At 63.9% G+C, this 24,857-nt stretch carries 21 protein-coding genes; 7 read left to right on the top strand and 14 right to left on the bottom strand.

All coding sequences use genetic code 11. The features are described from left to right. The first annotated feature begins 17 nt into the window (after positions 1-17). A complete protein-coding gene (locus tag AC4FS3_RS04610) occupies positions 18-1,466 on the top strand; it encodes a TrkH family potassium uptake protein (RefSeq protein ID WP_491019589.1) in 1,449 nt (482 codons plus the stop codon). A 54-nt stretch (positions 1,467-1,520) separates the two neighbouring features. Here AC4FS3_RS04610 and AC4FS3_RS04605 read toward each other — a convergent pair whose 3' ends face one another. Beyond that, positions 1,521-3,377: a serine protease gene (locus AC4FS3_RS04605; protein WP_491019588.1), complete on the bottom strand. Its 1,857-nt coding sequence runs from the start codon at positions 3,375-3,377 to the stop codon at positions 1,521-1,523. 496 nt (positions 3,378-3,873) lie between these two features. On the opposite strand from AC4FS3_RS04605, the gene dnaG reads away from it, so the two are divergent. Further along, positions 3,874-5,880 (top strand): DNA primase, encoded by a 2,007-nt coding sequence (gene dnaG / locus AC4FS3_RS04600; RefSeq protein WP_491019587.1) that lies wholly within the window; start codon positions 3,874-3,876, stop codon positions 5,878-5,880. A gap of 90 nt (positions 5,881-5,970) precedes the next feature. Then, positions 5,971-7,980, top strand: a complete 2,010-nt coding sequence (gene rpoD / locus AC4FS3_RS04595) for an RNA polymerase sigma factor RpoD (RefSeq protein WP_283178216.1) — start codon at positions 5,971-5,973, stop codon at positions 7,978-7,980. Between the two features lie 41 nt (positions 7,981-8,021). On the opposite strand, the gene AC4FS3_RS04590 is transcribed toward rpoD, so the two are convergent. After that, positions 8,022-9,137 (bottom strand): GlxA family transcriptional regulator, encoded by a 1,116-nt coding sequence (locus AC4FS3_RS04590; RefSeq protein ID WP_491019586.1) that lies wholly within the window; start codon positions 9,135-9,137, stop codon positions 8,022-8,024. A 184-nt stretch (positions 9,138-9,321) separates the two neighbouring features. On the opposite strand from AC4FS3_RS04590, the gene AC4FS3_RS04585 reads away from it, so the two are divergent. Continuing rightward, positions 9,322-10,020, top strand: a complete 699-nt coding sequence (locus AC4FS3_RS04585; protein WP_491019585.1) for a glutathione S-transferase N-terminal domain-containing protein — start codon at positions 9,322-9,324, stop codon at positions 10,018-10,020. Between the two features lie 111 nt (positions 10,021-10,131). On the opposite strand, the gene AC4FS3_RS04580 is transcribed toward AC4FS3_RS04585, so the two are convergent. From AC4FS3_RS04580 to ftsY, 3 genes are read right to left on the bottom strand one after another with little or no spacing between them, the layout of a single operon-like run. Further along, on the bottom strand, positions 10,132-10,749 hold the full coding sequence (locus AC4FS3_RS04580) for an inner membrane-spanning protein YciB (protein WP_283178219.1): 618 nt from the start codon (positions 10,747-10,749) through the stop codon (positions 10,132-10,134). 33 nt (positions 10,750-10,782) lie between these two features. Beyond that, on the bottom strand, positions 10,783-11,823 hold the full coding sequence (locus AC4FS3_RS04575; protein ID WP_491019584.1) for a hypothetical protein: 1,041 nt from the start codon (positions 11,821-11,823) through the stop codon (positions 10,783-10,785). Positions 11,824-11,859: 36 nt separating this feature from the next. After that, complete coding sequence (ftsY, locus tag AC4FS3_RS04570) at positions 11,860-13,095, bottom strand: signal recognition particle-docking protein FtsY (protein ID WP_491019721.1); 1,236 nt, start codon at positions 13,093-13,095, stop codon at positions 11,860-11,862. A gap of 182 nt (positions 13,096-13,277) precedes the next feature. Here ftsY and AC4FS3_RS04565 point away from each other — a divergent pair, with 182 nt between their 5' ends. From AC4FS3_RS04565 to AC4FS3_RS04555, 3 genes are all read left to right on the top strand, one after another. Then, positions 13,278-14,387 carry an alkane 1-monooxygenase gene (locus AC4FS3_RS04565; RefSeq protein ID WP_491019583.1) on the top strand — a complete coding sequence of 370 codons (1,110 nt, stop codon included), beginning with the start codon at positions 13,278-13,280 and terminating at the stop codon, positions 14,385-14,387. Between the two features lie 94 nt (positions 14,388-14,481). Next, complete coding sequence (locus AC4FS3_RS04560; RefSeq protein ID WP_491019582.1) at positions 14,482-14,916, top strand: hypothetical protein; 435 nt, start codon at positions 14,482-14,484, stop codon at positions 14,914-14,916. 1 nt (position 14,917) lies between these two features. After that, complete coding sequence (locus tag AC4FS3_RS04555; RefSeq protein WP_491019581.1) at positions 14,918-15,427, top strand: hypothetical protein; 510 nt, start codon at positions 14,918-14,920, stop codon at positions 15,425-15,427. Between the two features lie 27 nt (positions 15,428-15,454). Here the strand turns inward: AC4FS3_RS04555 and xseA are convergent, their stop codons facing one another. The 9 genes from xseA to argC form a co-directional block, all read right to left on the bottom strand. Continuing rightward, complete coding sequence (gene xseA / locus AC4FS3_RS04550) at positions 15,455-17,089, bottom strand: exodeoxyribonuclease VII large subunit (protein WP_491019580.1); 1,635 nt, start codon at positions 17,087-17,089, stop codon at positions 15,455-15,457. Between the two features lie 58 nt (positions 17,090-17,147). Next, entirely contained in the window at positions 17,148-17,354 is a 207-nt protein-coding gene (locus AC4FS3_RS04545) for a hypothetical protein (RefSeq protein ID WP_491019579.1), read from the bottom strand. A gap of 42 nt (positions 17,355-17,396) precedes the next feature. Continuing rightward, positions 17,397-18,041 carry an SMC-Scp complex subunit ScpB gene (gene scpB, locus AC4FS3_RS04540; RefSeq protein ID WP_491019578.1) on the bottom strand — a complete coding sequence of 215 codons (645 nt, stop codon included), beginning with the start codon at positions 18,039-18,041 and terminating at the stop codon, positions 17,397-17,399. Then, positions 18,038-18,850, bottom strand: a complete 813-nt coding sequence (locus AC4FS3_RS04535) for a segregation and condensation protein A (protein WP_283178228.1) — start codon at positions 18,848-18,850, stop codon at positions 18,038-18,040. Before AC4FS3_RS04535 ends, scpB begins: the two co-directional genes overlap by 4 nt. Beyond that, complete coding sequence (locus tag AC4FS3_RS04530) at positions 18,847-19,878, bottom strand: glycoside hydrolase family 3 N-terminal domain-containing protein (protein WP_491019577.1); 1,032 nt, start codon at positions 19,876-19,878, stop codon at positions 18,847-18,849. The genes AC4FS3_RS04535 and AC4FS3_RS04530 overlap by 4 nt, the downstream gene beginning before the upstream one ends. Next, the gene (locus AC4FS3_RS04525; protein ID WP_491019576.1) at positions 19,875-21,140 is read right to left on the bottom strand and encodes an SPOR domain-containing protein; all 1,266 of its coding nucleotides are present in this window, start codon (positions 21,138-21,140) and stop codon (positions 19,875-19,877) included. Before AC4FS3_RS04525 ends, AC4FS3_RS04530 begins: the two co-directional genes overlap by 4 nt. Positions 21,141-21,214: 74 nt before the next feature. After that, positions 21,215-22,957: an arginine--tRNA ligase gene (gene argS / locus AC4FS3_RS04520; protein ID WP_491019575.1), complete on the bottom strand. Its 1,743-nt coding sequence runs from the start codon at positions 22,955-22,957 to the stop codon at positions 21,215-21,217. 150 nt (positions 22,958-23,107) lie between these two features. Beyond that, positions 23,108-23,569: a cytochrome c maturation protein CcmE gene (gene ccmE, locus AC4FS3_RS04515; RefSeq protein ID WP_491019720.1), complete on the bottom strand. Its 462-nt coding sequence runs from the start codon at positions 23,567-23,569 to the stop codon at positions 23,108-23,110. Positions 23,570-23,683: 114 nt separating this feature from the next. Further along, positions 23,684-24,712, bottom strand: a complete 1,029-nt coding sequence (argC, locus tag AC4FS3_RS04510) for an N-acetyl-gamma-glutamyl-phosphate reductase (protein ID WP_491019574.1) — start codon at positions 24,710-24,712, stop codon at positions 23,684-23,686. Positions 24,713-24,857 lie beyond the last annotated feature (145 nt).

Here is a 24,857-nt window from a genome sequence, read left to right as displayed (position 1 = left end):
GGCCTAAGCCTTGCCCCATGATCGACCTCAGACCCGTGGCCTATGTGATCGGACGGATTCTGATCGTCCTCGCCATTCTGATGGTCGCGCCTGCGATTCTCGACTGGCGGTCGGGCGATCCGAATGCGCGTGCCTTTTTGCGGTCTGCTCTGATCACCGGCTTTGCAGGCGCGAGCCTTGCGCTGTCGACGGCGAACAGCCAGACGGCGGCGCTTGGGGTGCGGCAGGCCTGGCTTCTGACCTCGGCGATCTGGTTCATCCTGCCCTTGTTCGCGGGCCTGCCCTATGTGCTGGGAGAGCCCGGTCTGAGCTATCTGCATGCCTGGTTCGAAGCGGTCTCGGGCCTCACGACCACCGGCGCCACTGTGATCACCGGCCTCGATCATCTGCCGATGGGGATGAACCTCTGGCGCGGCATGACGACCTGGATCGGCGGGCTTGGGATCGCCATTATCGCGATGATCTTCCTGCCGCTGATGCGGGTCGGCGGCATGCAGTTCTTCCGCACCGAGGGTTTCGACACCTTTGGCAAGGCCCTGCCCCGCGCCACTGATATCGCGCGCCAGCTGATGCTGATCTATGCCGCGCTGACCCTGACCTGCATGGTCTCATATCTCATGATCGGGATGCCGGCGCTTGGCGCGGTGGTGCATGGCATGACCACGGTCGCGACCGGAGGTTTCTCGCCTTATGACAGTTCTTTCAACAACTTCCAGGGCGCCGGCGAATATATCGCGGTGTTTTTCATGCTGGCGGGTAGCCTGCCTTTCATCCGCTATGTGCAGATGGTGAATGGCCAGCCCTTCGCGCTCTGGCATGATCCGCAGGTCCGGGCCTATCTGCGCTGGCTGCTGAGCGCCGTGATGATCGTCGCGGTCTGGCGGATCCTTACCGCCGATATGGAGATCGAGCCGGCCTTCCGCGAAAGCCTCTTCAACCTGACCTCGATCATGTCCTCGACCGGGTTCTTTTCGGGAAGTTTCCCGTCCTGGGACGGGCTGATGCTGGTGGTCGCGCTGATCATCGGCATCGTCGGCGCCTGTGCCGGGTCGACGGCTTCGGGGCTCTCGGTGTTCCGGGTGCAGATCGCCTTTTCGGTGCTTCGCGCCCAGGTGCGGCGGATCGCCTGGCCGAATTCGGTCGAAGCGGTCAAATATGACGGGCGCACGGTCGAGGATGATCTGATCCAGGCGCTGATCATGTTCATCTCAAGCTATATCCTGATCCTCGGCCTGTTCGCCGTCGTGCTGACCCTTGTGGGGGTGGATCTGGAATCGGCGATGTTCGCGATCTGGACGACGCTTGGCAATGTCGGCTACGGCTTTGGCCCGCTGGTCGAGCACACCGGCACATTCGTCGAATTCCCCGATGCGGCGATTGCGGTGATGGGGCTTGCGATGATCCTTGGCCGCCTCGGGCTGCTTGCGGTGCTCGTGCTGCTTTTGCCGGCATTCTGGCGGGCCTGAGGCGGGCCGAAGGGTAACCGAAGTCACCCCCGCCCGCCTGGCCACCAGCTCAGATCAGGGCTGATCCCAGCATGAGACCAGCACCGTCATGCCGCGTGCTTCGCGGGTCAGGGTCTCGGGCGGCAGGGCAACCGTGCTCATCCGTTCAAGCGGGGTGATACCGGCCTGGGCCAGCACGCCGGCCACCCGCGCCGCATCGGCGGCAAATGCTACATCGGCGGGCAGGTCGCGTGTGCTGTCGCGCAATGCGGGCAGCAACATGCCAAGCACCGCCCCCGATCCGTCGATCACCGCACCACCTGCATCGCCCGGCCGGGTCGCGACCGTCAGGCGCAGCATGCCTGCCGCGCCGTCCAGCCCTCCGGCCTCTTCAAAGGCGCCATGGGTCAGAACCGGCGCCGGCAGCCGCCCCTCATAGGGATAGCCTGCGACCACGACGCCCGCACCCGGCCTTGCCTCGCTGCTGAATTCCGCCACCGCAGGCGGCGCGAGCGCCGTCAGCGGCTGCAGGACCGCAAGCCCGGCGGCCGCATCTTCCACCACCAGCTTCGCCTCGACCGCATGGTCAAGCGTGATGCGGCTGCAGGTTTTCACCGCGTCAACCGTGGTCAGCACCGCCCCCGCTTTCGAGACATAAAAGCCCGAACGGTTGCGGATCGGCTGTTGCACCTCAAGCCCGGCGACAAGGCCGCGCCGCGCCGCCTCATCCAGCGGCACGAGGCCCGGATCAAGCGCCGTGTCGCCAACCGTGCGGAAGCTCGCATCGAGCACTTCGAACACCCGCGCGTCGCGCGTTGCATTTTGCGGTTTGCCGAACGCCATCCAGCCCTTGATCAGCCCGCCCGAAAGCCTGGCCCAGGCGCGGCCATCCTGATCACCGGCCTGCCCCGACAGCCGGATCTCGGTATCGCTGCGCTCGCGCGCGCCGCCCGCAGGCATTGCGGTCAGCGAACTGATCACCTCGTAAAGCCCGCCAAGACTGCTGGCATCCCCCGGCTGCGAGATCAGCACAATCGACAGGCCCGAGCCGTTTTTCTCGCGGAAGTGTACGAAAGGCGGCTCGTAACGGTCGAATTCCACCAAAGAGAGTGGCAGGGTCGCGTCAATGCCGCTTTCCTGTTCCTCGACAAGGGCAAAGCCAAAAGCCGCAACTTCGCCCTGATGCGCCCCGACGAGAGCCGCGCGCTGTGCCGTGGTCAGGATGCCGCTTGCCTCATGCCCGCTGGCCGCCTGCCAGGCCGCCATCGAGTTGCGGGTTCCCGGCCCGAACGCGCCGTCGATGCCGCCATTGTAGAACCCGAACCATTGCAGCGCGACCTGCAATTCCTTGCGCTGATCCAGGTCCAGCGCCGCCTCGGAGGCCCGGGCCTCTGCCGGTGTCTCTTCGATAACCGCAGGAGTGGTCACCGGCTCCGCCACCGGCCCGGCGATCACCACCTCTTCGGGAAGCGCGTCAGGAGCCAGCCCGGCGGCCGGATCAGGCAGCGCCTCAGCGGCGACTTCCGGCTGCAAGACACCCTCCGGCATAGACCCCTCTGGCACAGCATCCACTGGCGGCCAGAATTGCGCCCTGAACTCTGCGCCATCGGTGATGTAGCTGTCGGCCGGGATCCGCGCGCCCGATTTCAGCGCCGAGAGCACCGAGCCCACCTCGGCCCCGTCATAGGGGCCAAGCACCACGCCATACCATCCCGATGGCAGGCCAAATCCCCAGACATTTCCGAATTCCGCGCCGAAAGCCGCCGCGCGTTCACTGGCCCGCGCAAGACCCGGCAGCGCCTCGACCTGGATCCAGCGCCGTTCCTGCGCCGCTGAGGGCGCAGCAAATGGCACTGACAGCACCATTGCGGCTGTCGCGGCAGTGATCACCCTGAAGGGCGCAACCAGAGATTTAAAACGGGAAATGATCATACGGTCTCGCTGCTTCCGGCTGGCCGGGGGCGAGGCCACCCGGACATCACATCGTTCCTCACATCTGCGTAACCAATACCCGGCCCACGCCCGAGAACAAGGGCCAGAGGCATGCGAGCGGCCCTGCTCCCCAGCTTGTGACCGGCCTTTCAGCGCTGTGCTGCCATGGGTGCAAACTGCCGTGGGAACGCGCGCGGGCAGATCAGTCTGAGATCCCGGGCCCCGGGACCGTTGCGGCCCAGGACCCGGCCCGCGTCTTTTCCGGCGCGTCTTTCGATCCCTGGCGCATGAATGTGGTTACGGCAAGGGCTCCTGCATTCCTCGTTCTCAGCCCTTGCCACCGGGACCTGCCGACCCTGTGGTTCCCCGGTAGCGCGCGCATTTTAGCGCCACCTTCCCGAGGGAAGCTCTGTTCAGGTTAGCGAAACCTTACCGGCCCGGTCGTCGCACAGGTTTGGGCTGGCATCCGGGCGCGGCTCGCCCCATATTTGGCACCATGAGCCTGCCCCCCGGTTTCCTTGATGAATTGCGCAACCGCGTCTCGCTTTCCGCCGTGGTCGGCCGGAAGGTCACCTGGGATATGCGCAAATCGAATATGGCCAAGGGGGACTGGTGGTCGCCCTGCCCCTTCCATCAGGAAAAATCCGCAAGCTTCCATGTCGATGATCGCAAAGGGTTTTATTACTGCTTTGGTTGCCATGCGAAGGGGGACGCGCTGACCTTTATCAAGGAAAGCGAGAATCTCGGTTTCATGGAGGCGGTGGCAGTGCTGGCCTCCGAGGCCGGCATGCAGATGCCCGAGCGCGACCCGCGTGCGGCCGAAAAGGCCGACCGGCGCACGCAGCTGATCGAGGTGATGGAAGAGGCGGTGAAATGGTTCCGCCTGCAGCTGAAGACCCAGGCCGCCTCTGACGCCCGCGCCTATCTGGCGAAACGCGGGCTTTCCGAACCTGCCCAGGACCGCTGGGAGATCGGCTTCGCCCCCGATGGCTGGTCGGGGCTGTACCAGGCGATGACCGGCCGGGGCATCGCGAAAGAGCTGCTGGTCGATGCCGGGCTCTGTACGACCTCGGCCAAAGGGAAAGAACCCTATGACCGGTTCCGCAATCGCATCATCTTTCCGATCCGCGACGGGCGTGGCCGTGCAATCAGCCTTGGCGGGCGGGCGATGGACCCGAATGATCAGGCGAAATACCTCAACGGCCCCGAGACCGAGCTGTTCGACAAGGGTCGCAGCCTCTTTAACCATGGACCGGCGCGCGAGGCCGCCGGCAAGGGCCAGCGCCTGATCGTGGCCGAAGGCTATATGGACGTGATCGCGCTGTCCGAGGCCGGGTTCCAGGCGGCGGTGGCGCCTCTGGGCACGGCGGTCACGGAAGACCAGCTGCGGCTTTTGTGGCGGATCTCGGATGAGCCGGTGATCGCGCTGGATGGCGACAAGGCGGGGATCCGGGCGGCTTTGCGGGTGATCGACCTTGCGCTGCCGCTGCTGGAGGCGGGCAAAGGGCTCAGATTTGCGGTGATGCCGGACGGCCTCGACCCGGACGATCTGATCCGGGCGCGTGGTGCACCTGCGCTGCAGGAGGTGCTGGACGCTGCCCAGCCGATGGTGCGGCTGTTGTGGAACCGCGAAACCGAGGGTCAGGTTTTCGACAGCCCCGAGCGCAAAGCGGCGCTGGACAAAAACCTGCGCGCGGCGCTGAAACGCATCCAGGACCCTTCGATCCGCAGCCATTACGGCGAGGATATCAAGGAACTTCGCTGGGAACTGTTCCGCCAGGGCCGCCGTCCGGCGGCGCGCGCACCAGGACGGCCATGGCAACCAGGCCCCCGGGGCCAGATGCGCGGTGGCAAGTTCGTGCCGCCCGCGCTGCCTGCAACTGATGCGGCAAAAAACTCGGCGCTGGCGGGTACCGAGGCGGATCTGCTTTATCCCAGCCGGGTCTCGGACGGGATCCGCGAAGCGGTTGCTTTGGCGATTCTGATGCGTTTTCCGGGCCTTGTCGCGCGGTTTGAAAGCGACCTGGAACGGCTGGAGCTGAGCAGCGAGGCACATTTCCGGCTGCGCAACCTGATCCTGACGCATTTCCATGCCCCCGATTGCCGCGCGCTGATCGAGACCGACAGCCCCGGCCTTCTTGACGAGCTGACCCGCAGTAACCATGTGCGTTCCAACCCCGGTTTGCAACCGAAGGCAGATGAGGACTTCGCGGCTGCCTGTGTCGAAGAAGCGCTGGCGCGGCTCCAGGCCGATCGCGGTCACCGGGTTGAACTTGCCGAAGCGGTCGAGGACCTCTCTGGCCTCGTGGATGAGGGTCTGACCTGGCGGCTGTCAAAGGCGGCAGAGGCCAAAGTCAGCGCCAGCCGGGGGCCACAGGACCAGAAAACCGAATCGGTTATTGCGCCAAATGGCGTCGAACTGGACCGCGAGGAGCTCGACAGACGCCAGAAATTGTTCGATTCGATTGATTTCAGTGCCGGTGGCAAGGCCAGACCGGGCTGACATGTATGATTCGCCCTTTCCCCCGCTGTGATTCGCGTTATTGATTCGACTAAAAGAAGCGCGATTCGCACCATCCCCACAGGAGCATCCATGGCCCTCAAGGAAAATGACGACGTTAAGCAGGATGGCGACGAGACTGATATCTCGCTCGACATGTCGCAGGCTGCCGTCAAGAAAATGATCGCCGACGCTCGTGAGCGCGGCTATATCACGATGGAACAGCTCAACGCCGTCATGCCGCCCGATCAGGTCTCCGGGGACCAGATCGAAGACGTGATGTCGATGCTCTCGGAAATGGGCATCAATGTCGTTGAAGATGACGAGGCCGAGGAAGCCGAGGACGGCGGCACCGGCTCTGAGCTGATCGATCCCGGCGCAGCCCCCGGCTCGCGCGAAGTGGCCCTTGCGGGCCCTGCCGCCGAGACGCTGGACCGCACCGATGACCCCGTGCGGATGTATCTGCGCGAAATGGGCTCGGTCGAGCTTTTGTCGCGCGAAGGCGAGATTGCCATCGCGAAACGGATCGAGGCCGGTCGCAACACGATGATTGCCGGGCTGTGTGAAAGCCCGCTGACCTTCCAGGCGATCACCATCTGGCGCGACGAACTTCTGTCCGAAGAGATCCTCCTGCGCGACGTGATCGACCTCGAGGCGACCTTCGGGCGCAATCTCGATGGCGACGAAGAGCTTGAAGGCCCGCCGCTTGACGAAATGGGCGTGGTCTCGGCCGATGCCGCGCCGCGCCGCGCGTCGAACGAGCCCGAGCTGGATGCCGACGGCAATCCGATCTCGCGCGAAGACGTCGATGACGAGGATGACGACGGCTCGAACATGTCGCTGGCCGCGATGGAAGCGACGCTGCGCCCCAAAGTGCTTGAGATCCTCGAGCAGATCGCGGCCAATTATGCGCAGCTTTCCGAGATGCAGGAACAGCGGATGGCGGCGACAATGTCGTCCTCGACCCGCTTTACCACCACCGAGGAAGGCGCCTATCAGAAGCTGCGCGGCGAGATGGTGTTGCTCGTGAACGAGCTGCATCTGAACAACAGCCGGATCGAAGCGCTGATCGACCAGCTTTACGGCATCAACAAGCGCATCATGTCGATCAATTCCGGCATGGTGAAGCTGGCGGATGCCGCACGGATCAACCGCCAGGAATTCATCGCGGAATACCAGGGCTTTGAGCTCGATCCGTCCTGGGTCAGACGCATGGCCGAGAAAGCCGGCCGTGGCTGGCAGACCCTGATCGAGAAGAGCCTCGAAAAGGTCGAAGAGCTGCGCGCTGACATGGCCCAGGTCGGCCAGTATATCGGCGTCGATATCGGCGAATTCCGCCGCATCGTGAACCAGGTCCAGAAGGGCGAGAAAGAGGCCCGCCAGGCCAAGAAGGAAATGGTCGAGGCCAACCTGCGTCTGGTGATCTCGATTGCCAAGAAATACACTAACCGCGGCCTGCAATTCCTGGATCTTATCCAGGAAGGTAACATCGGTCTGATGAAGGCGGTCGATAAGTTCGAATATCGCCGCGGCTATAAGTTCTCGACCTATGCGACCTGGTGGATCCGCCAGGCGATCACCCGGTCTATCGCGGATCAGGCCCGCACGATCCGTATCCCGGTTCATATGATCGAGACAATCAACAAGCTGGTCCGCACCGGCCGCCAGATGCTGCACGAAATCGGCCGCGAGCCGACGCCGGAAGAGCTGGCCGAAAAGCTGCAAATGCCGCTTGAGAAGGTCCGCAAGGTGATGAAGATCGCCAAGGAGCCGATCTCGCTTGAGACGCCGATCGGCGACGAGGAAGACAGCCAGCTTGGCGATTTCATCGAGGACAAAAACGCGGTCCTGCCACTCGATTCGGCAATTCAGGAGAACCTGAAAGAGACCACGACAAGGGTGCTGGCCTCGCTGACCCCGCGCGAGGAACGTGTGCTGCGGATGCGCTTCGGCATCGGCATGAACACCGACCACACGCTGGAAGAGGTCGGCCAGCAATTCTCGGTGACCCGCGAACGGATCCGGCAGATCGAAGCCAAGGCGCTGAGAAAGCTGAAACATCCGAGCCGCTCGCGGAAACTCCGCAGCTTCCTCGACCAATAAGAAAAGGCGCCCCGAGGGGCGCCTTTTTCATATGGCGGCGGTCAGATCGACAGCCGGACCGGCATCGCGCCGGGCATACCACTCTGTGTGCCACGTTCGCGGTAAGGCGTGGTGTTGTAATGCGCCCGGTAGCATTTCGAGAAATGCGAAGGGCTGGCAAAACCGCAGGCCAATGCCACATTGATCACCGACATATCGGTCTGCATCAGCAGGTTGCGCGCTTTGGAGAGCCGCAGCTCCATATAATAGCGCTTGGGGCTGCGGTTGAGGTAACGGCGGAACAGGCGCTCCAGCTGCCTCGTGGACATCCCCACGCGCTCGGCCAGATCGGCGGGCGAGAGCGGATCTTCGATGCTGCCCTCCATCATCTGGATCACGAGGCTCAGCTTCGGATGCCTGACCCCGATCCGGGTCGGGATAGACAGGCGCTGCGTATCCTGATCGGTGCGGATCGTCGAATAGATCAGCTGGTCGGCGACGGTATTGGCCAGCGTCTCGCCATGATCTGCCGCAATCACCTTCAGCATCAGATCAAGCGACGAGGTCCCCCCCGCTGTCGACCAGCGATTGCCATCCATCACAAAGACCGATTTCGTCAGCCGAACCTCTTCGAAATCCTCAAGAAAACCGTCCTGGTTTTCCCAATGGATCGTGGCCTTCTTACCATCCAGCAGACCCGCCTTCGCCAGCGCCCAGGCGCCGGTGCAAAGCCCGCCGATCGTCACCCCCCGCCGCGCCTCGCGCCGGAGCCAGGACAGCACGGCTTTAGACGTCGCCTTCTGCACGTCCAGACCACCGCAAACCAGGATCACATCTTCGCGGTCGATCTCTTCAAGGCCGATATCCAGCCGGAAGGCGGTATCATTGGAACAGGTGGCCGATGCGCCGCCCTCTCCCGCCAAAACCCAGGAATAGATCTTGCGCCCGGCAACCCGGTTTGCGATGCGCAAAGGCTCGATGGCCGAAGCAAAGGCCAGCAGCGTGAACCTGTCCAGCAGCAGGAACACGAATCTCCGGTTGCCACCACTGCGCCCGGCCGCGTTTCCGGCACCAACACCGGCACCGGCACCGGCACCACCGAAAGCACTGTCAGCCGCACCGCCAGTGGCAGGCTTTGCTGCTCCTGACTGTTGCACCTTGCTCTCGGGGCTGGGCATCTGCGCTGACCTTTTCTCAATACGACAGATTCATGTCGTTAATCGCGATGGAAGCAGTAATTTTACACTTGTGCAAGAGCGCAGAATTGCATTTGCCCGCCCGCCCGTCGGACCCGCCTCGCTTGCATCCCTGCCGGCTCTCGCGCAAAGTCGCAGCTGTTCAGAACCGATGCAGGAAATGCCGATGTCCGCCCCGATCAGCCTCTATTTCTGGCCCACGCCCAATGGCCATAAGATCGCCATCGCGCTTGAGGAACTCGGCCTGCCCTATGAGGTGAAGCTGATCGATATCGGCAAGGGTGAACAGTTCGCGCCGGACTTCCTGGCGATTGCGCCGAACAACCGTATCCCGGCCATTGTCGATCCCGACGGCCCTGACGGCGCGCCGGTCTCCGTCTTCGAATCCGGTGCCATCCTGCAATATCTCGCCCGCAAAACCGGCAAGCTCTGCGGCAGCTCCGAACGCGAGAGGATCCAGGTCGAGGAATGGCTGATGTGGCAGATGGGCGGCGTTGGTCCGATGGCAGGCCAGGCCAATCACTTCCTGCGCTACGCCCCGGAAATGGATCCGCCCCAGGTGCTGCCCTATGCCCAGGACCGCTATCGTCGCGAGGTCGGGCGCCTTTACGGCGTGCTTGACCGCCGCCTCGCTGACCGCGCTTTCGTCGTCGGTGACAGCCTCTCCATCGCCGATATCGCGATCTGGCCCTGGGCGCGCGCCTGGGAGAAGCAGCAGCAGCAAATCGGCGACAAGCCGCATTTCAAAGCCTGGCTTGACCGCCTCGCGGCGCGTCCGGCCTTTGCCAAAGGCATCGCGCTTGCCGCTGATGCAAGGCCCGCCACCCTCGACAAGACCGCCATCGAAAACCTCTACAAACGCTGATGTAAAAAGGCCCGGGAACCATATCCCCGGGCCTCCTTTCATCTGTCCATAAATATCCCGGGGGGAATGCCCTTCACGGGCATCGGGGGGCTGGCCCCCCGCTCGCCGCTTTCAGCCCTCGCCGCGTTTTTCATCCTCGGGCTCAATCACATAGCGCCCCAGCATGGTGATCTGCACCATCAGGAACACGAAAAGCGCCGCCGGAAAGGCAAAGGTCTCCAGCGTCACCCAGGCCGCCTCCGACATATTGCGCCAGATCAGCTCATTCGCCACCGCCAGCAGCAGAAACACCAGCGCAAGCCGCCGCGTCAGGATCATCCAGCCCTCATGCTGCATCGGCAGCGCCGAGCCGAGCACCCATTCCAGCCAGCTCTGCCGGCGCAAAAGCCCGATCCCCAGCAGTGCAGCGAATGTCCCATAGACCAAGGTCGTCTTCATCTTGAAGAAGCTCGCATCGTTGAACCAGGCCGTCAGCCCGCCAAAGAAGATCACCACCAGCCCGGTAAAGACCTGCATCCGCGACAATTGCCCGGTCAGCAGCCAGAGCACCGCAATCGAGGCCAGCAGGATCGGCACAAACACCACCGCCGCCACGATGAACCCGGAATATTCCGTGCCGCCGATCAGATATGTCTCATCCTTGATCCACATATAGATCCCGAAAAAGAGCACCGTCGGCCCCAGCTCCAGCACCTGTTTCAGCACAGGATTGATCGCTTTTTCTGCCATAGTCGCCTTCCACCTGCCGCGTCCGGCAACCGCTCAGCTGCGGTCACCCCGGCGCCAGTCGATATCAAACCGCGTGCCATCGAACAATGGCGCGAGCTCTTTCATCGTCTGCGGCAGGCCCGTCAGCGCAAAACGCGCGAACCGCGCCGCACCAAAACCACTGGCAGAGCGGAACTTCACCACCAGCTTGCCGCGCGGACCAGGCAGATCCGACAACAGCGCCGCCAGAGCGGTCCGCGACGGCGCCGGAAAGGCCGCATCCGGCAGCTGATTGATCGCTGTGCGCAATTCCAGCTTTTTCTCAGCCACCAGCGCCGCGAAATCGGCCTCGCTGTGAACATCGCCATTGTCGGGTATATTGCTGACAAGAAGCGGCAGCATGACCTGCTCGAACAGACCGAAGCTCTTCACCTCAAGATCCAGCTCCGTCAGCGCCGCACTCATAACCGCCATCTGCGCGGTGCCGGGCGTCGAGAGATCAACATTCTTCAGCCGCGCCCCGAACCGGATGCGGGACGCCTCCCCAAAGGTCAGATCAAACCGGCTTATCTTTGCTTCTTTCTTCGACTTGTCCCAGGCCGCGGTCAGATCAAGCGTCATCGCACCGACCCGCGCCTGCGCGCCGAGCAGGTAATCTGTCCGCGCATCCCCCAGCTTACTGGCAAAGCGCATCCCAGCAGCCTCGACCACAAGATCGGCAGAAGGCATCTCGCCCTTGCGGTCCCAGGCAAGAAGGCTGCCAGAAATGATCACGCTATCGGCATAAAAATTCGGCGCATTTCGCCGATCGCCCCGGATCACAACCTCTTCAAAGGCGCAGCCACCATTTGTCCTGCTCTTTGAACCGGCGCTGAGCGTCAGCCCGCTGTTTTGCAATGCAAGCTGGAAATCCGCCAGTGCCGCGGCACACTCGTCGCCCGGGATTTCCTTCCCCTGCGCCTGCCCCGGCAGTTCCGCAAGCCCAAGCCAAAGTCCGATAAGCGCAGGAAGCAGATATGAAGCGCTCAGTCGTGATCGGCGAAGCGCGGTCGCATCAGCGGCAGGTTTGCGACCAGAGAACACTTTGTAAAACATCACCACTTTCCCGGTCTGGCGCCGCCGCGACCGGCGCTATTTCTCCAGCCCGACCAGCGCCCGGGCAAAGTCATCCGGATCGAAGGGAGAGAGATCGTCGATCTGTTCGCCAACGCCGATCGCATGGATGGGCAGGCCGAATTTATCGGCCAGCGCGACAAGCACACCGCCTTTTGCCGTGCCGTCAAGTTTGGTCATCACGAGGCCCGAGACATCGGCAATTTTGCGGAAGATATCGACCTGGGTGATGGCGTTCTGCCCGGTGGTCGCATCCAGCACCAGAAGAGTATTATGCGGCGCGGTCGGATCTTTTTTCTTCAGAACGCGCACGATTTTCGCCAGTTCCTCCATCAGATCCTGGCGGTTTTGCAGCCGGCCGGCGGTGTCGATCATCAAAAGATCCGCGCCCTCCTCCTGCGCGCGGCCAAGCGCGTCAAAGGCGAGGCTTGCCGGGTCCGAGCCTTCGGGTGCGGTCAGAACCGGCACCCCGGCGCGCTCGCCCCAGACCTTCAGCTGCTCCACTGCCGCTGCGCGGAACGTGTCGCCCGCCGCGATCACCACTGTCTTGCCTGCCGCGCGGAACTGGCTTGCAAGCTTGCCGATGGTCGTCGTCTTGCCAGAGCCATTCACGCCCACCACCAGCACAACCTGGGGCTTTTTCGCATAAAGCGGCAGCGGTTTCGCGACCGGCGTCATGATCCGCGCGACCTCACCGGCAAGGGCCTCTTTCAGCTCGCGGGTCGAAACCTTCCGGCCAAAGCGCCCCTCGGCGATATTGGCAGTCACCCGCACCGCCGTATCCACGCCCAGATCTGTCTGGATCAGCAATTCCTCAAGGCTTTCAAGCATCTGGTCATCAAGCACCCGGCGCGGCTCTGCCGCCTCGCCCCTGCCGAAAAGACGCCCGAGAAGGCCAGGTTTTGCAGGCTCTGCAGCCGCTTGCGGCACCACAGGAACCAGCGCAGGAACCACCTCTGCGGCCGGGCTGACAGGGACCGGCGGCGCGATATCCACCGGCGCCGCGCGCTCAGGTGCATCCGGTGCGTGTTTTGGCGAAATGGCCTCCGCCTGGGGAAGGCCGGTCGCGGCAGCTGCCGGTTGCTGCTCCTCTCCACCCGCGGCCGCTTCAGTCTGACCCTGGCCCGCATCTCCCGCATCCGCGTGATCCGCACCTTCCTGGACCGCCCCGTCCTGAACAAGGGCATCAAGCCCCTCGCCGATCTTGTCGGATGAGCGGAACAGCCGGTCCTTGAGCTTGCGGAAGATCGACATGGCAAAACCCTTCATTCTGTCGTGTTTTACCTGGTCATTTTGACCTGTGAAGTAAAGGGCATTGGGTCTGCGCCAGACAGTCCTGGCCCTGGTAACCTTCGCGCCCGCCTGTCGCCCCCGCCTGGCCCGCGACACGGCGCGGCCTTTTCCCTGCCCGGGTTTCGTGCTTCGGTGCCGCTATCATGTCTGACCCCGATCTCCTCTCGCCCCCTGCGGCGCCGATCCCGATGCTGGCCTTCGCCCTGGCCGCCGCGACGCCGGTGCCGCTTCTGGTCATTGGCGCCTTCATGGGCGGGGCCTGGCTCTGGGCCGGGTTCCTTTACATGGCAGTTCTGTCGGTGCTGCTTGATCAGCTGATCCCCTGGGTCGCGGGCGCGGGCGAAGAGGGCCAGGAGTTTCCCGGCGCCGATGCGCTTCTGGCCGGGATCGGTTTGTCAGCTCTCGTGCTGCTGCCGGTGGCGGTCTGGGCAGTTGCCGGAGCTTCCGGCCTTTCCGCCGGCCAGCGGCTGCTCATGTTCTTCGGATCGGGCTTCTGGCTCGGTCAGGTCGGCCATCCGGCGGCGCATGAGCTGATCCACCGGACCAGACGCCCGCTTTTCCGTCTTGGTCAGGCCTTTTACGCCGCGATCCTCTTCGGCCAGCATGCCTCGGCGCATCGCCTGGTGCATCACCGCTTTGTCGCGACCGACCAGGACCCGAATTCCGCCCGCGAAGGCGAGAGCTTTTACCGCTTTGCCCCCCGCGCCTGGATCTGGTCTTTCCGTCTGGGCCGGCAGGCGGAAACCGATCTGCGGGCAAGGGCGCAATCGCGTCAGGGCCTGCATCCTTACGCGATCTATGCTTTGGGGGGCGTGATTTCGATGGCGGTTGCTTTTGCTGTCGCAGGCCTTGCCGGCATCCTCGCATGGGTCCTCCTGGGGGTTCACGCCCAGATGCAGATCCTCGTCTCGGATTATGTGCAGCATTACGGGCTCAGACGCCGCATTCTTGAAAACGGCCGGCCAGAGCCGGTCGGGCCGCGCCACAGCTGGAACACCGCGCATTGGTTCAGCTCGGCCATGATGCTGAACGCGCCACGCCATTCTGACCATCACGCCCATCCCACGCGCCCCTGGCCCGCTTTGCGCCTGCCCGAGGCCGATGAGGCACCGCGCCTGCCCTGGCCGCTGCCGGTGGCCTGCACGCTTGCCTTCCTGCCCCGCACCTGGGCGCGGGCCATCCGGCCGCATCTGAAACGCTGGCGTCAAAGCGATACGGGGCCCGGGGCAAATCCCGGGGTAACAGATGCCTGACTGGCATATTCCGCGAGCCTCTGGCAGGTTTCGCCCCAGGACGGACCCGGCCCGGCAGATCCCCCCGCCGCCAGACCGCGCTAAAGGAGTTCAGATGCGTTTCACCCCTGCCCTTTCCCGCAGCCTCGGTCTCGTTTTCGGGATCGCCTTATTCCAGGGCGTCGCTCAGCCTGGCGCGGCAGACACGGTCACCCCCATGACCGCAGCGGAATTCAACGCCTATGTCGAGGGCAAGACGCTCACCTGGTCGCAATATGGTTCGATCTTCGGGATCGAGGAATATCTGCCCAATCGCAAGGTGCGCTGGAAGACCTCGCCCGATGAATGCCAGTATGGCAGCTGGTTTGAACGTGAGGGCCTGATCTGCTTTGTCTATGAATACGGGGTTGGCGAGCATTGCTGGACCTTCTGGACCGAAGGGGACGAGCTTCGCGCGCGGTCGGCCAATGGCTTTGAGGGATCAGAACTGACCGTGATCAATGAAACGCCGGAGCCGCTGGCCTGCCCCGCGCCGGATGTGGGGGTGTAAAATGACGACAACAATCCGTGGCATGACGCCTTTTCTGGCCGTCCTGGCCCTGCTGGCCGCCCCGGTCATGGCCCAGGACGGGGGTGCACAGCAATTTCAGTCGCCGCCCCAGGCCGAGTTCGGCGATGAGGCGCCCGAAGGTCTGCCCGATACCGCCCCCGAGGCCGGCGCTGACCCCGCGCTCGACGCGGCGCAGTTTGATGCGCTGACCCGGGGCAAGACCTTCGACACCTATGATTCCGAGAGCGGCCTTTACGGCGTCGAAAGCTTCCTCTCCGGTCAGAGGGTGATCTGGCGTGACGCCGAACGCTGCATGCATGGCAGCTGGGACCAGGTCGGCGACAACATCTGCTTCCTTTACGAGGACAAGCCAAATCAGCCGGTCTGCTGGACCTATCATGACCGCGCCGGCTGGATTCTCGGGCGCTATGAGGGGCTTTATGAGCTGCCGCCGATCATGCTCTACCCTGCCCAGGGGCCGATCTCCTGCCAGTCCTATCTGGGCGCCTGATCTGGCCTGAAGCAAAGGCGGGGGCGCTCAGAAAAGCGATCCCTGACCGCCGCCTTCCGGGCCATCGCCGCGCGGTTTCGCCGGTTTTGCCGGCCGGGCCGGGGCGGCTGGTGCCGGAGCCGGTCGATCTGTCGCGCCCGCCCCTGACGGCCCTGCAGGCGTGAACCTTCCGGCTGCGAATTCGATTTCAAGATGGGCGGCCTGGCGCGCCGCATCAGCACTGGTCACGACATGGCCATCGCCCCAGACCACCGCGAAGCCGCGTTTCAGCGTCTCGCTATAGCCAAGGCTCTGGCGGGTCCGATCCAGCCGCTCCAGCGTCTCGCGCGCGCGGGCGATGCGCTGGCCGGGCACGGCATCAAGACGCAAAGAAACGCCTTCAAGCCGCTGGCGCTGTTCGGAAATCCGCCGCGATGCATCCTGGGTCAGCCGCATCAGTGCCGGCTCCAGCCGCGAGGACCATTGTGCCAGCTGCATCTGGGCGCGTTCATACCGGCGGGCAAACCGCGCCTCCAGCGCATCGCCGCGATTGGCAACCGCGGCACGCCGCTCGCGCACATAGCCAAGCAGCAGTCCCGGCTGCACCCGCCCGGCCACCCGCGCAAAATCGCCGCGCCGGCGCGCCACCATCAGCCCAAGCGCACCGCCAAGCCGCCCCGCCGCATGATCGAGCCGCTGTGACGCAAGGCCCGTCAGCGCCTCGGGGCGCGGCAGGGCGCGGGAAAGATCGCTCAGACGCTGCCGCTTTCGCTCGGCCGATTGCAGGGTCGAACGCAGAAGCCGCGACGACAGCCCGTCGAGGCCCGCGATCAGCTCAAGGCGCACCGGAACCGCCAGCTCTGCCGCAGCGGTCGGCGTCGGGGCGCGCAGATCGGCGGCATAGTCGATCAGTGTCGTGTCGGTCTCATGCCCCACCGCCGAGATCAGCGGAATCCGGCTTTCCGCCGCCGCGCGGACCACAATCTCCTCATTAAAGCCCCAGAGATCTTCGAGCGAGCCGCCGCCCCGCGCCACGATGATCAGATCCGGGCGCGGGATCGGCCCGCCGGGCGTCAGCGCGTTAAACCCCCGGATCGCCGCTGCGACCTCGGGGGCGCAGCGTTCGCCCTGCACGGCCACCGGCCAGATCAGCACATGGCGCGGAAAGCGGTCGCGGAGCCGGTGCAGAATGTCGCGGATCACCGCGCCCGAAGGCGAAGTTACCACCCCGATCACGCCCGGGAGCCAGGGGATCGGCTTTTTGCGGGCCGGGTCGAACAGGCCTTCGGCCTGCAACATAGCGCGGCGTTTTTCCAGCATCGCCATCAGCGCGCCGGCCCCGGCGGGGGCGATATCATCGATGATCAGCTGATATTTCGACTGGCCCGGGAAAGTGGTCATCCGCCCGGTGGCGATCACCTCCATCCCCTCTTCGGGCCGGACCGTCAGCCGCCCGGCCTGGCCCTTCCAGGTGATGGCCGCGATGACCGAACGGTCATCCTTCAGGTCGTAATAGAGATGGCCCGAGGCCGGGCGCGACACCCGACCGATCTCGCCGCGCACCCGGACCATGCCGAATTCGCCCTCGATCACGCGTTTTACCGCGCCCGAAAGCTCGGAGACGGTGAATTCCGGGCTGTTGCTCGCGCCCTGGCCGGGCTCGCTGTCATCGAAAAGTTCCATAGGGGCAGTTTTGCCCTGCCCCGCGCCGCAGCGCAACAGGCCCCGTCACTCTGGCCGGTCAGAGCCGTCGCCCGAGCCGCGCCGCCTTCTTCGCCTTATCCGAAAGATCACGCATCCTGCGCGCAGTTTCGCGCTCCTCCGGCGTCAGCTCCGCCTCGTTTTTGCCGCGCCGCGCTGCGTAATCGGTTGCCGTGCGGATACCCTTGTTCACCGCTTTGCGCAGGAACATGTTCACAAGCATATTGATCAGCCGGTTCAGATCCATCTCATCCTCCTCGGAGTGGCGCGGCCCGGGCCTTCGGCAGGCTCAGTCCTCGAAAAGCTCGCTCTGGCCGCTTTGCGCTTCATCTTCATCATCATCACGCGGCTGATCGAGGCCCGGCATCGGGCGGTTTTCAAGCAGCCCGGCCGAGCGCAGCTCTTTCAGCCCCGGCAGATCGCGCGCGGATTCGAGACCGAAGTGATCGAGGAACCCTTCGGTCACCACAAAAGTCACTGGCCGCCCCGGCGTCATGCGGCGCCGGCCAAAGCGGATCCATTCCATCTCCATCAACTGGTCGACCGTGCCACGCGACACGGCAACGCCGCGGATTTCCTCGATCTCCGCGCGGGTGACCGGCTGGTGATAGGCGATGATCGCCAGCGTCTCGATCGCCGCGCGCGACAGTTTTCGGGTCTCGACCTGTTCGCGCACCATCAGATGGCCCAGATCTCCTGCGGTGCGAAAGGCCCAGGCATCCCCCACCCGGGCCAGATGCACGCCGCGCCCCTCATAGCGTTTGCGCAGATAGGCCAGCGCCTCGGCCGGATCGCAGCCATGCGGCATGCGTTTCACCAGTTCCGCCACCGTCATCGGCTCGGTCGCGGCAAAAAGCATGGCCTCGACCATGCGCTCCTGCTCGCCCATGGGCGGTGCGTCGAAAAGACTTTGTTCTTCCGGCTCGCGGCTCATTCCGGATCTCTCCGCCGGATCTGGATCGGCGCGAAAGTCTCGCCCTGGCGCAGGGTCAGCTGGCCGCGTTTCACCATTTCCAGCACGGCCGCAAAATGCGCCGCCGTGACCGAACGCCGCGCCATCGGCGTGGTATCCCAGCCCTCGGGCATGAAACCCGCCAGATCCGCCCAGTCGCCGACATAACCGATCAACCCGCGCATCCGGTCCAGCGCCTGTTCCATGGTGAAGACATGTTCACGGTCCATGACAAAGGGGCGAAACTCGTCGCGGGTGCGGATGCGGGCATAGGCGCGCATCAGGTCGAGAAGGTTCGCCTCCCATTGCGTCTTGCGCTGCAATGACACGGTCTCGGGCTGGCCGCGCACAAAGAAATCGCGGCCCTTCTGGTCACGCGCCATCAGCCGCGCGGCAGCCTCGCGCATCGCCTGAAGCCGTTCAAGCTGGAAGGCCAGATGCGCCGCGAGATCTTCGGCGGAGGGTCCCGCCTCACCGGGTTCGGGCGGCAAAAGCAGGCGCGATTTCAGAAAGGCGAGCCAGGCCGCCATCACCAGATAATCTGCCGCCAGCTCAATCCGAAGCTTCGCGGCCTTGTTCACGAAGAGAAGATATTGCTCCGCGAGTTGCAGAACCGAGATCCGCCGCAGATCGACCTTCTGCGTCCTCGACAGCGTCAGCAAAAGGTCCAGCGGCCCCTCGAACCCGTCGACATCAACGATCAGCGCCTCGGCGGCGAGCCGGGCGGCAGGGTCAAGCCGTTCCGGCAGGGACCAGTCTTCGGCCAGAGGCAGCTGTTTCTCGTCACTCATCCATCGGCATCCCGCGACAGAGCAAGAAACTCCGCCCCGAGGCCTTCGATGTCAACCGTATCGGGCGCAACCCGGCGTGACAGCGCCCGCGCCGCCCGCGCCTTTGCGGCCTCAGTCATCTCACCGGCGGCGGTGGCCACCTCCTGCATCTGGGCAAAATCCCCCTTGCAATGCAGCGCGATATCGCAGCCTGCCCGGATCGAGGCACAGGCGCGGTCCGAGAGGCTGCCCGAAAGCGCCTCCATATTCAGGTCATCCGTCATCAACAGGCCGTGAAAGCCGATCTCTTCTCGGATCACCCGGATCATCCCGGGGCTCTGGGTCGCGGGATGATCCGGGTCGTAATCGGCGAAGACGATATGGGCGGTCATCGCCATCGGCAGATCGGACAGCGCGGTGAAGGGCCAGAAATCCACCTCATGCAGCGCGGCGCGCGACGAGGTCACGCGGGGGAGTTCATGATGGGTATCCTGGCGCGCAAGGCCATGGCCGGGCATATGTTTGATCACCGGCAGCACGCCACCGGCAAGATAACCATCTGCCACGGCGCGACCGATCCGTGCCACCGCTTCGGGGCCGGGACCATAGCAGCGGTTCTTCAGGAACGGGTGGGTGTCGGTGCGGGCCACATCGAGAACCGGCGCGCAATTCGCATCAATCCCGACGGCGCGCAGCTCATCTGCGATCAGCCGCGCCATGATCTCCATCGCGCGCGGCGCGTTGTCAGGGCCGATGCGGGCGATCAGATCGAAAGGCGGCTCCCATTCGCGCCAATGCGGGGCGCGCATCCGCTGGACGCGGCCACCTTCCTGGTCGATCAGGATCGGCGCGTCCCGCCCCACGGCGTCGCGCAGGTCTGCGGTCAGACGCGACAGCTGCGCAGGGTCTTCGACATTGCGCGCGAAGAGGATGAACCCGAACGGGTCATAATCACGGAAAAAATCGCGTTCCTGCGGCAGGAGATCCGGACCCGCAAGGCCAAAGATCGCCGCGCCGCGCCCGATTTCGGGCCCTGCCGCCGTGCTCATCTGTGGGTCACCGGGATACAGTTGATCTGTTCCGCCACCGCAGCCGAGCAGAAGCGGCGCGCGTCATCTTCGCTGGCAAAGCCAAAGCCGCGCAGCCGCCAGAAGGTATGGCCACCGCTTTCCGCCGATTGCACCACCATCTGTTTTTCCACCATCAGCGGCCCAAGTCTGGCGGCGATCTTCTGCCATTCTGCCCGGGCCTGCGCCTCGCTGTCATAGGCGCCGAACTGAACCAGGCGCGCGCCGGCTTCGATGGTGGCGGGATCCTTGCCGGCACCCGAAGGCGCAGAGGCAACGGCTGCGGTCTGCATCACGTTTTCGGGCGTGCCGGCTGCGGAGCTGCCGGTTGCAGCTAGTGTCGACGGGCGCGCGCGCGGGCGCGGCGAAGAGGTCATCGCACCGGGCGCCGCCGGGGCCGCAGCAGGTGCCGCCGCTGCGACCAGATCGGCCGAGGCGGTCTCATCCATGCCAAGGGCTTCGGCAAGGGCAAGCGCCACCGCCTCATCCTGGCTGATCGTTGCGGGCTGGCTGTCGGTGGCAAGGACCGGCGCGGCGGGAAGCTGATCGGGGCTGACCTCAAGCGGCAGAGGAGATTCCTCAGCCGCTGACATGCGCGGCGCATCCACCGTTCCGGCTGACGCCAGTGCCGGGGCCAGAGGCGCGACCGCAGGCGCGGCCGAGGCCAGGGCAAGGCCCGCCACATCATCCGCCGCCAGATCGACCGGCGCCGGTGCCAGCACCACGCGGTCCGAGTTCTTGCCGCCATCGCGCGCCGCCACATCATTGACCGCAAGGCCCTGATGATCGACCACCATGCCGCCGCCCTCTTCCGGCGCGGTCCGCATCGGACCTTCCAGCGCACGCACCACCGGCACGCCCCGCACATCGCGTACCGCGAGTTCCCAGCCCCAATAACCAAGCGACAGGACCAGCGCCACCGAGCCAAGCGCGCCGGCCATATTTACCATGCGCTGGCCGCGCGTCAGCGGGATCTGCGGGGCCACATGCTGCTGCATCTGCGGTTCGGACTGAGCCGCGTAGCCGTCATGATCGTCACAGGCCTGAAACGCTCCGCGCCTCGCCATTGCGGCCTGAGGATGTTGCGGTTGCTGTTGCGGTTGTGACTGGGCCCGCGCGGCCTGAAAACCGCCGCGCTGAGCCCCGCCAATACGGGTCGGCCGCATCGGAGCGGCCTCGGAAAAATTGCCCGGCCGCGCCTGTGATGCGTAGCCGCCGTAATCGCCGTAATCAGCGTTTGCCATGCCTGCCCTCTGCGCCTGCTCTCAGGGCTTATAATGCCCTTTGCCTGTTCGTGGCCGATTGCGGGCGCTTTTGGTCAGCGCATCTCTTCAACCGGCGTCACACCAAGGATAGCAAGACCTGCGCAAATGACAACGCCCGTGGCACGCGCAAGGGCGATTTTCGCCTGTGAATCAGCCACTTTCTCCTGCACGAAGCGCAATTCCGTTTCATCATTGCCACGGTTCCACAACGCGTGGAACTCGGATGCCAGTTCATAGAGATAGAAGGCAATGCGATGCGGCTCGTTATTGCGGGCAGCAATTTCTACCAGACGCGGCCATTCGGCGATCTTTTTCAAAAGCCCGATTTCCGCCGGATGCGACAAAGAGGCGTGATCTGCCGCCAGAAGCGTGGTGTCATCGACCGGGGTTCCGGCCTCGCGCGATTTTCTCAGAACCGAATTCACCCGCGCATTGGCATATTGCACGTAAAAGACCGGATTGTCCTTGGACTGCTCCAGCACTTTTGCGAAATCGAAATCCAGGGCGACGTCATTCTTGCGGGTGAGCATAATGAAACGGGTGACATCGGCCCCCGCCTCTTCCACCACATCGCGCAGCGTGACGAATGTGCCCGCACGCTTTGACATCTTGAAAGGTTCGCCGTTCTTATACAACTTCACCAGCTGGATCAGCCTGATATCCAGCGGCACGCGGCCCCCGGACAGTGCCGCCACCGCCGCCTTCATCCGTTTGACATAGCCGCCGTGATCGGCGCCGAAAATGTCGATCAGCTGATCGAAGCCGCGTTTCACCTTATTATAGTGATAGGCGATGTCGGGCGCGAAATAGGTCCAGGAGCCATCCGATTTCATCACCGGGCGGTCAACATCATCGCCGTGATCGGTCGAGCGGAACAAAGTCTGTTCGCGGGCCTCCCAATCTTCGGGGAGCTTGCCTTTCGGGGGCTCCAGCACGCCTTCATAGATCAGACCTTTGGCGCGCAGCTCAGTGATGGCCGCTTCGATCTCACCGGTGCCGTAAAGCGCCTTTTCCGAGGAATAGACATCCATCCGCACGCCGAGGGCTGCGAGATCCTCGCGGATCATCCCCATCATCGCCTCGGTCGCGAATTCGCGGATATCGGTCAGCCAGACGGATTCCGGCTGGTCGATCAGGCTGGCGCCGTATTTCTCTTTGAGCGCCTCGCCGACCGGGATCAGGTAATCGCCGGGATAGAGCCCTTCGCGGATCTCGGGCTCAAGCCCATTGGCCTCGCGGTAGCGTTCATATGCCGAGCGTGCCAGAACATCGACCTGGGCGCCGCCATCATTGATGTAATATTCGCGGGTGACATCCCAGCCCGAGAAGGCCAGCAGGTTCGAGAGCGCATCGCCCACCACCGCACCGCGCACATGGCCGACATGCATCGGGCCGGTGGGGTTCGCCGAGACGAATTCGATATTCACCTTCTCGCCGCCGCCAATGGCAGAGCGGCCGAAATCAATGCCCGCCGCGAGGGCGGCACGGACGAGACCCTGCCAGACCGCATCATCAAGCCGCAGGTTGAGAAAGCCCGGGCCTGCAACATCGGCGCCGGCAATGCGCGGATCTTCCAGCAGGCGGGTCGCCAGCTCGCTCGCGATCACGCGCGGCTGGAGGCCTGCGGGTTTCGCCAGCACCATGGCGGCATTGGTGGCCATATCGCCATGCGCGGCATCGCGCGGCGGTTCGACCGCGACATTCGAGAGGTCGAGACCTGCGGGCAGAACGCCGTCCTGAGCCATCCGGCCCAGAGCATCCACCACCGCGCCGCGGATATCCGCAAAGAGGTTCATCTGATCAAATCCTGTCCTGATGGATCAGGCATTGCCAGAGGCGGCGGCATTGGTCAAGCGAAGCCCGGGATTTCAGGCCGGGAAAGGGGGCGCTGCCCCCTCGCGGCGGAGCCGCTCACCCCCGGGATATTTAGAGACAGACGAATGGGGTCAGGAGGCGGGCTGGTCTTTCGGGTCTTTATAGACGCCCTGCTCCTTCAGCGCATCCATCACCTCTTTCGGCATATAAGTCTCATCATGCTTGGCGAGAAGCGTGGTCGCCTCGAAGGTTCCCCCAATGAGATTGCCGGTCGCAATGGTGCCGGTGTTTTCCTTGAAGAGATCGGGACGCGGATCCTTGCCGATGTAGCGGACCGGGATCTCGGCGCCGCCATCGGTGATGATGAAATCGAAATGCACGCCGGCGCGGTTGACGATCGAGCCGGTTTTCACAAGGCCGCCAAGCCGGAAGATCTCGGTCTCGGGCGGGGCCTCGGCCAGCACCTGGGTCGGGCTGCGGAAAAAGTTGATGCCGTCTTTCAGGGCGAAGCCGATGAAGATTGTGGCCAGGACCATGGCAAGCGCCGCAAGCACGATGATCTGGATGCGGCGCTGTTTCTTCAGCCCCTTCATCCCCCGGAATTGCGGTTTCGCTGTGCTTTGCATGGCTGTCCTTCCTGCGTCAGGGCAGTGGTGGCAGGTATTGCTTCCCTTTGCCCTGACTTCGATCAAGTCCCCTGAAGGATGTTACGGGAAAACAGGCGCCATCAACAGGCCCGTAGTTTCATCTATCCCAAGCATCAGATTGGCATTTTGCAGCGCCTGACCGGATGAGCCCTTGGTCAGATTGTCGAGCACCGCGATCACCACCACGCGCCCCGGGATCCGGTCGGCGATCACCCCGATATGGCAATGGTTCGAGCCGGCAATATCCCGCGTCGAGGGCAGCGCGCCGAAAGGCAGCACATGCAGGAACGGCTCTGACGCGTAAGCTGCCGCAAGCGCGGCATGGACCGCCTTAGCATCGCCTTTGACATAGGTCGTGGCGAGTATGCCCCGGTTCATCGGCAGCAGATGCGGGGTGAATTGCACCAGCACCGGCCTCCCGGCGATTTTCGAGAATTCCTGATCGAATTCGCCGAGATGGCGGTGTTTGCCGCCCGCCGAATAGGAATGGGTGCCACCCGAAAGCTCGGCATGGAGGAGGTTTTCCTTAAGCGAGCGCCCCGCCCCCGATACCCCCGCCTTGAGGTCGATCAGGATGTCATCGAGGTCAATGACCCCCGCCGCGATCAGCGGACGCAGCGCATATTGCCCGGTTGCGGCATTGCAGCCGGTGCCGGCGATCAGGCGCCCCTTGCGGATGTCATCCCGGTAGAATTCGGTGAGCCCGTAAACCGCCTCTTTCTGCATCTCGACGGCCGTATGGGGCTGGCCATACCATTTTTCATAGTCCGCCGGGTCGCGCAGACGGAAATCGGCCGAGAGATCGACGATCTTCAGATCCTTTGGCAGCTGAGAGATCACCGCCTGGCTGGTGGCATGGGGCAGCGCGCAGAAACAAAGGTCGATCTGAGCGAAGTCGATCTCATCGATCTTCACCAGCCGCGGCAGGTCGAGATGGCGCAGGAAGGGAAACACATCCGCCATCGCCATGCCGGCCTTGCGATCCGCCGAAAGTGCGGTGATCCGCATCTGAGGATGGCCGGCGATCAGCCGGACAAGCTCTGCCCCGGTATAGCCGGAGGCACCGAGAATTGCGATGCGGAAGGTCATGGGCGGTATCCATCAGCAAGGGGAGATTTCTGCCCGCTTTCCTGACGTGATTTCCCACTGTTTGCAATGCGGCATAGCGGCAAAAGAGCGGAGCCCTGCCCCGCATCCCGGAGTATTCAGATTCAAAAGGAAGGGGCAGCAAAAT

This window comes from Pseudogemmobacter sp. TB195, assembly GCF_058313095.1.
This window is presented reverse-complemented; position numbering and strand designations above follow the sequence as displayed.

Coding starts and splice junctions, on each gene's coding strand:
- AC4FS3_RS04610 (WP_491019589.1), top strand. CDS start 18: ATGATCGACCTCAGACCCGTGGCCTATGTGATCGGACGGATTCTGATC.
- AC4FS3_RS04605 (WP_491019588.1), bottom strand. CDS start 3,377: ATGATCATTTCCCGTTTTAAATCTCTGGTTGCGCCCTTCAGGGTGATC.
- dnaG (WP_491019587.1), top strand. CDS start 3,874: ATGAGCCTGCCCCCCGGTTTCCTTGATGAATTGCGCAACCGCGTCTCG.
- rpoD (WP_283178216.1), top strand. CDS start 5,971: ATGGCCCTCAAGGAAAATGACGACGTTAAGCAGGATGGCGACGAGACT.
- AC4FS3_RS04590 (WP_491019586.1), bottom strand. CDS start 9,137: ATGCCCAGCCCCGAGAGCAAGGTGCAACAGTCAGGAGCAGCAAAGCCT.
- AC4FS3_RS04585 (WP_491019585.1), top strand. CDS start 9,322: ATGTCCGCCCCGATCAGCCTCTATTTCTGGCCCACGCCCAATGGCCAT.
- AC4FS3_RS04580 (WP_283178219.1), bottom strand. CDS start 10,749: ATGGCAGAAAAAGCGATCAATCCTGTGCTGAAACAGGTGCTGGAGCTG.
- AC4FS3_RS04575 (WP_491019584.1), bottom strand. CDS start 11,823: ATGTTTTACAAAGTGTTCTCTGGTCGCAAACCTGCCGCTGATGCGACC.
- ftsY (WP_491019721.1), bottom strand. CDS start 13,095: ATGTCGATCTTCCGCAAGCTCAAGGACCGGCTGTTCCGCTCATCCGAC.
- AC4FS3_RS04565 (WP_491019583.1), top strand. CDS start 13,278: ATGTCTGACCCCGATCTCCTCTCGCCCCCTGCGGCGCCGATCCCGATG.
- AC4FS3_RS04560 (WP_491019582.1), top strand. CDS start 14,482: ATGCGTTTCACCCCTGCCCTTTCCCGCAGCCTCGGTCTCGTTTTCGGG.
- AC4FS3_RS04555 (WP_491019581.1), top strand. CDS start 14,918: ATGACGACAACAATCCGTGGCATGACGCCTTTTCTGGCCGTCCTGGCC.
- xseA (WP_491019580.1), bottom strand. CDS start 17,089: ATGGAACTTTTCGATGACAGCGAGCCCGGCCAGGGCGCGAGCAACAGC.
- AC4FS3_RS04545 (WP_491019579.1), bottom strand. CDS start 17,354: ATGGATCTGAACCGGCTGATCAATATGCTTGTGAACATGTTCCTGCGC.
- scpB (WP_491019578.1), bottom strand. CDS start 18,041: ATGAGCCGCGAGCCGGAAGAACAAAGTCTTTTCGACGCACCGCCCATG.
- AC4FS3_RS04535 (WP_283178228.1), bottom strand. CDS start 18,850: ATGAGTGACGAGAAACAGCTGCCTCTGGCCGAAGACTGGTCCCTGCCG.
- AC4FS3_RS04530 (WP_491019577.1), bottom strand. CDS start 19,878: ATGAGCACGGCGGCAGGGCCCGAAATCGGGCGCGGCGCGGCGATCTTT.
- AC4FS3_RS04525 (WP_491019576.1), bottom strand. CDS start 21,140: ATGGCAAACGCTGATTACGGCGATTACGGCGGCTACGCATCACAGGCG.
- argS (WP_491019575.1), bottom strand. CDS start 22,957: ATGAACCTCTTTGCGGATATCCGCGGCGCGGTGGTGGATGCTCTGGGC.
- ccmE (WP_491019720.1), bottom strand. CDS start 23,569: ATGAAGGGGCTGAAGAAACAGCGCCGCATCCAGATCATCGTGCTTGCG.
- argC (WP_491019574.1), bottom strand. CDS start 24,712: ATGACCTTCCGCATCGCAATTCTCGGTGCCTCCGGCTATACCGGGGCA.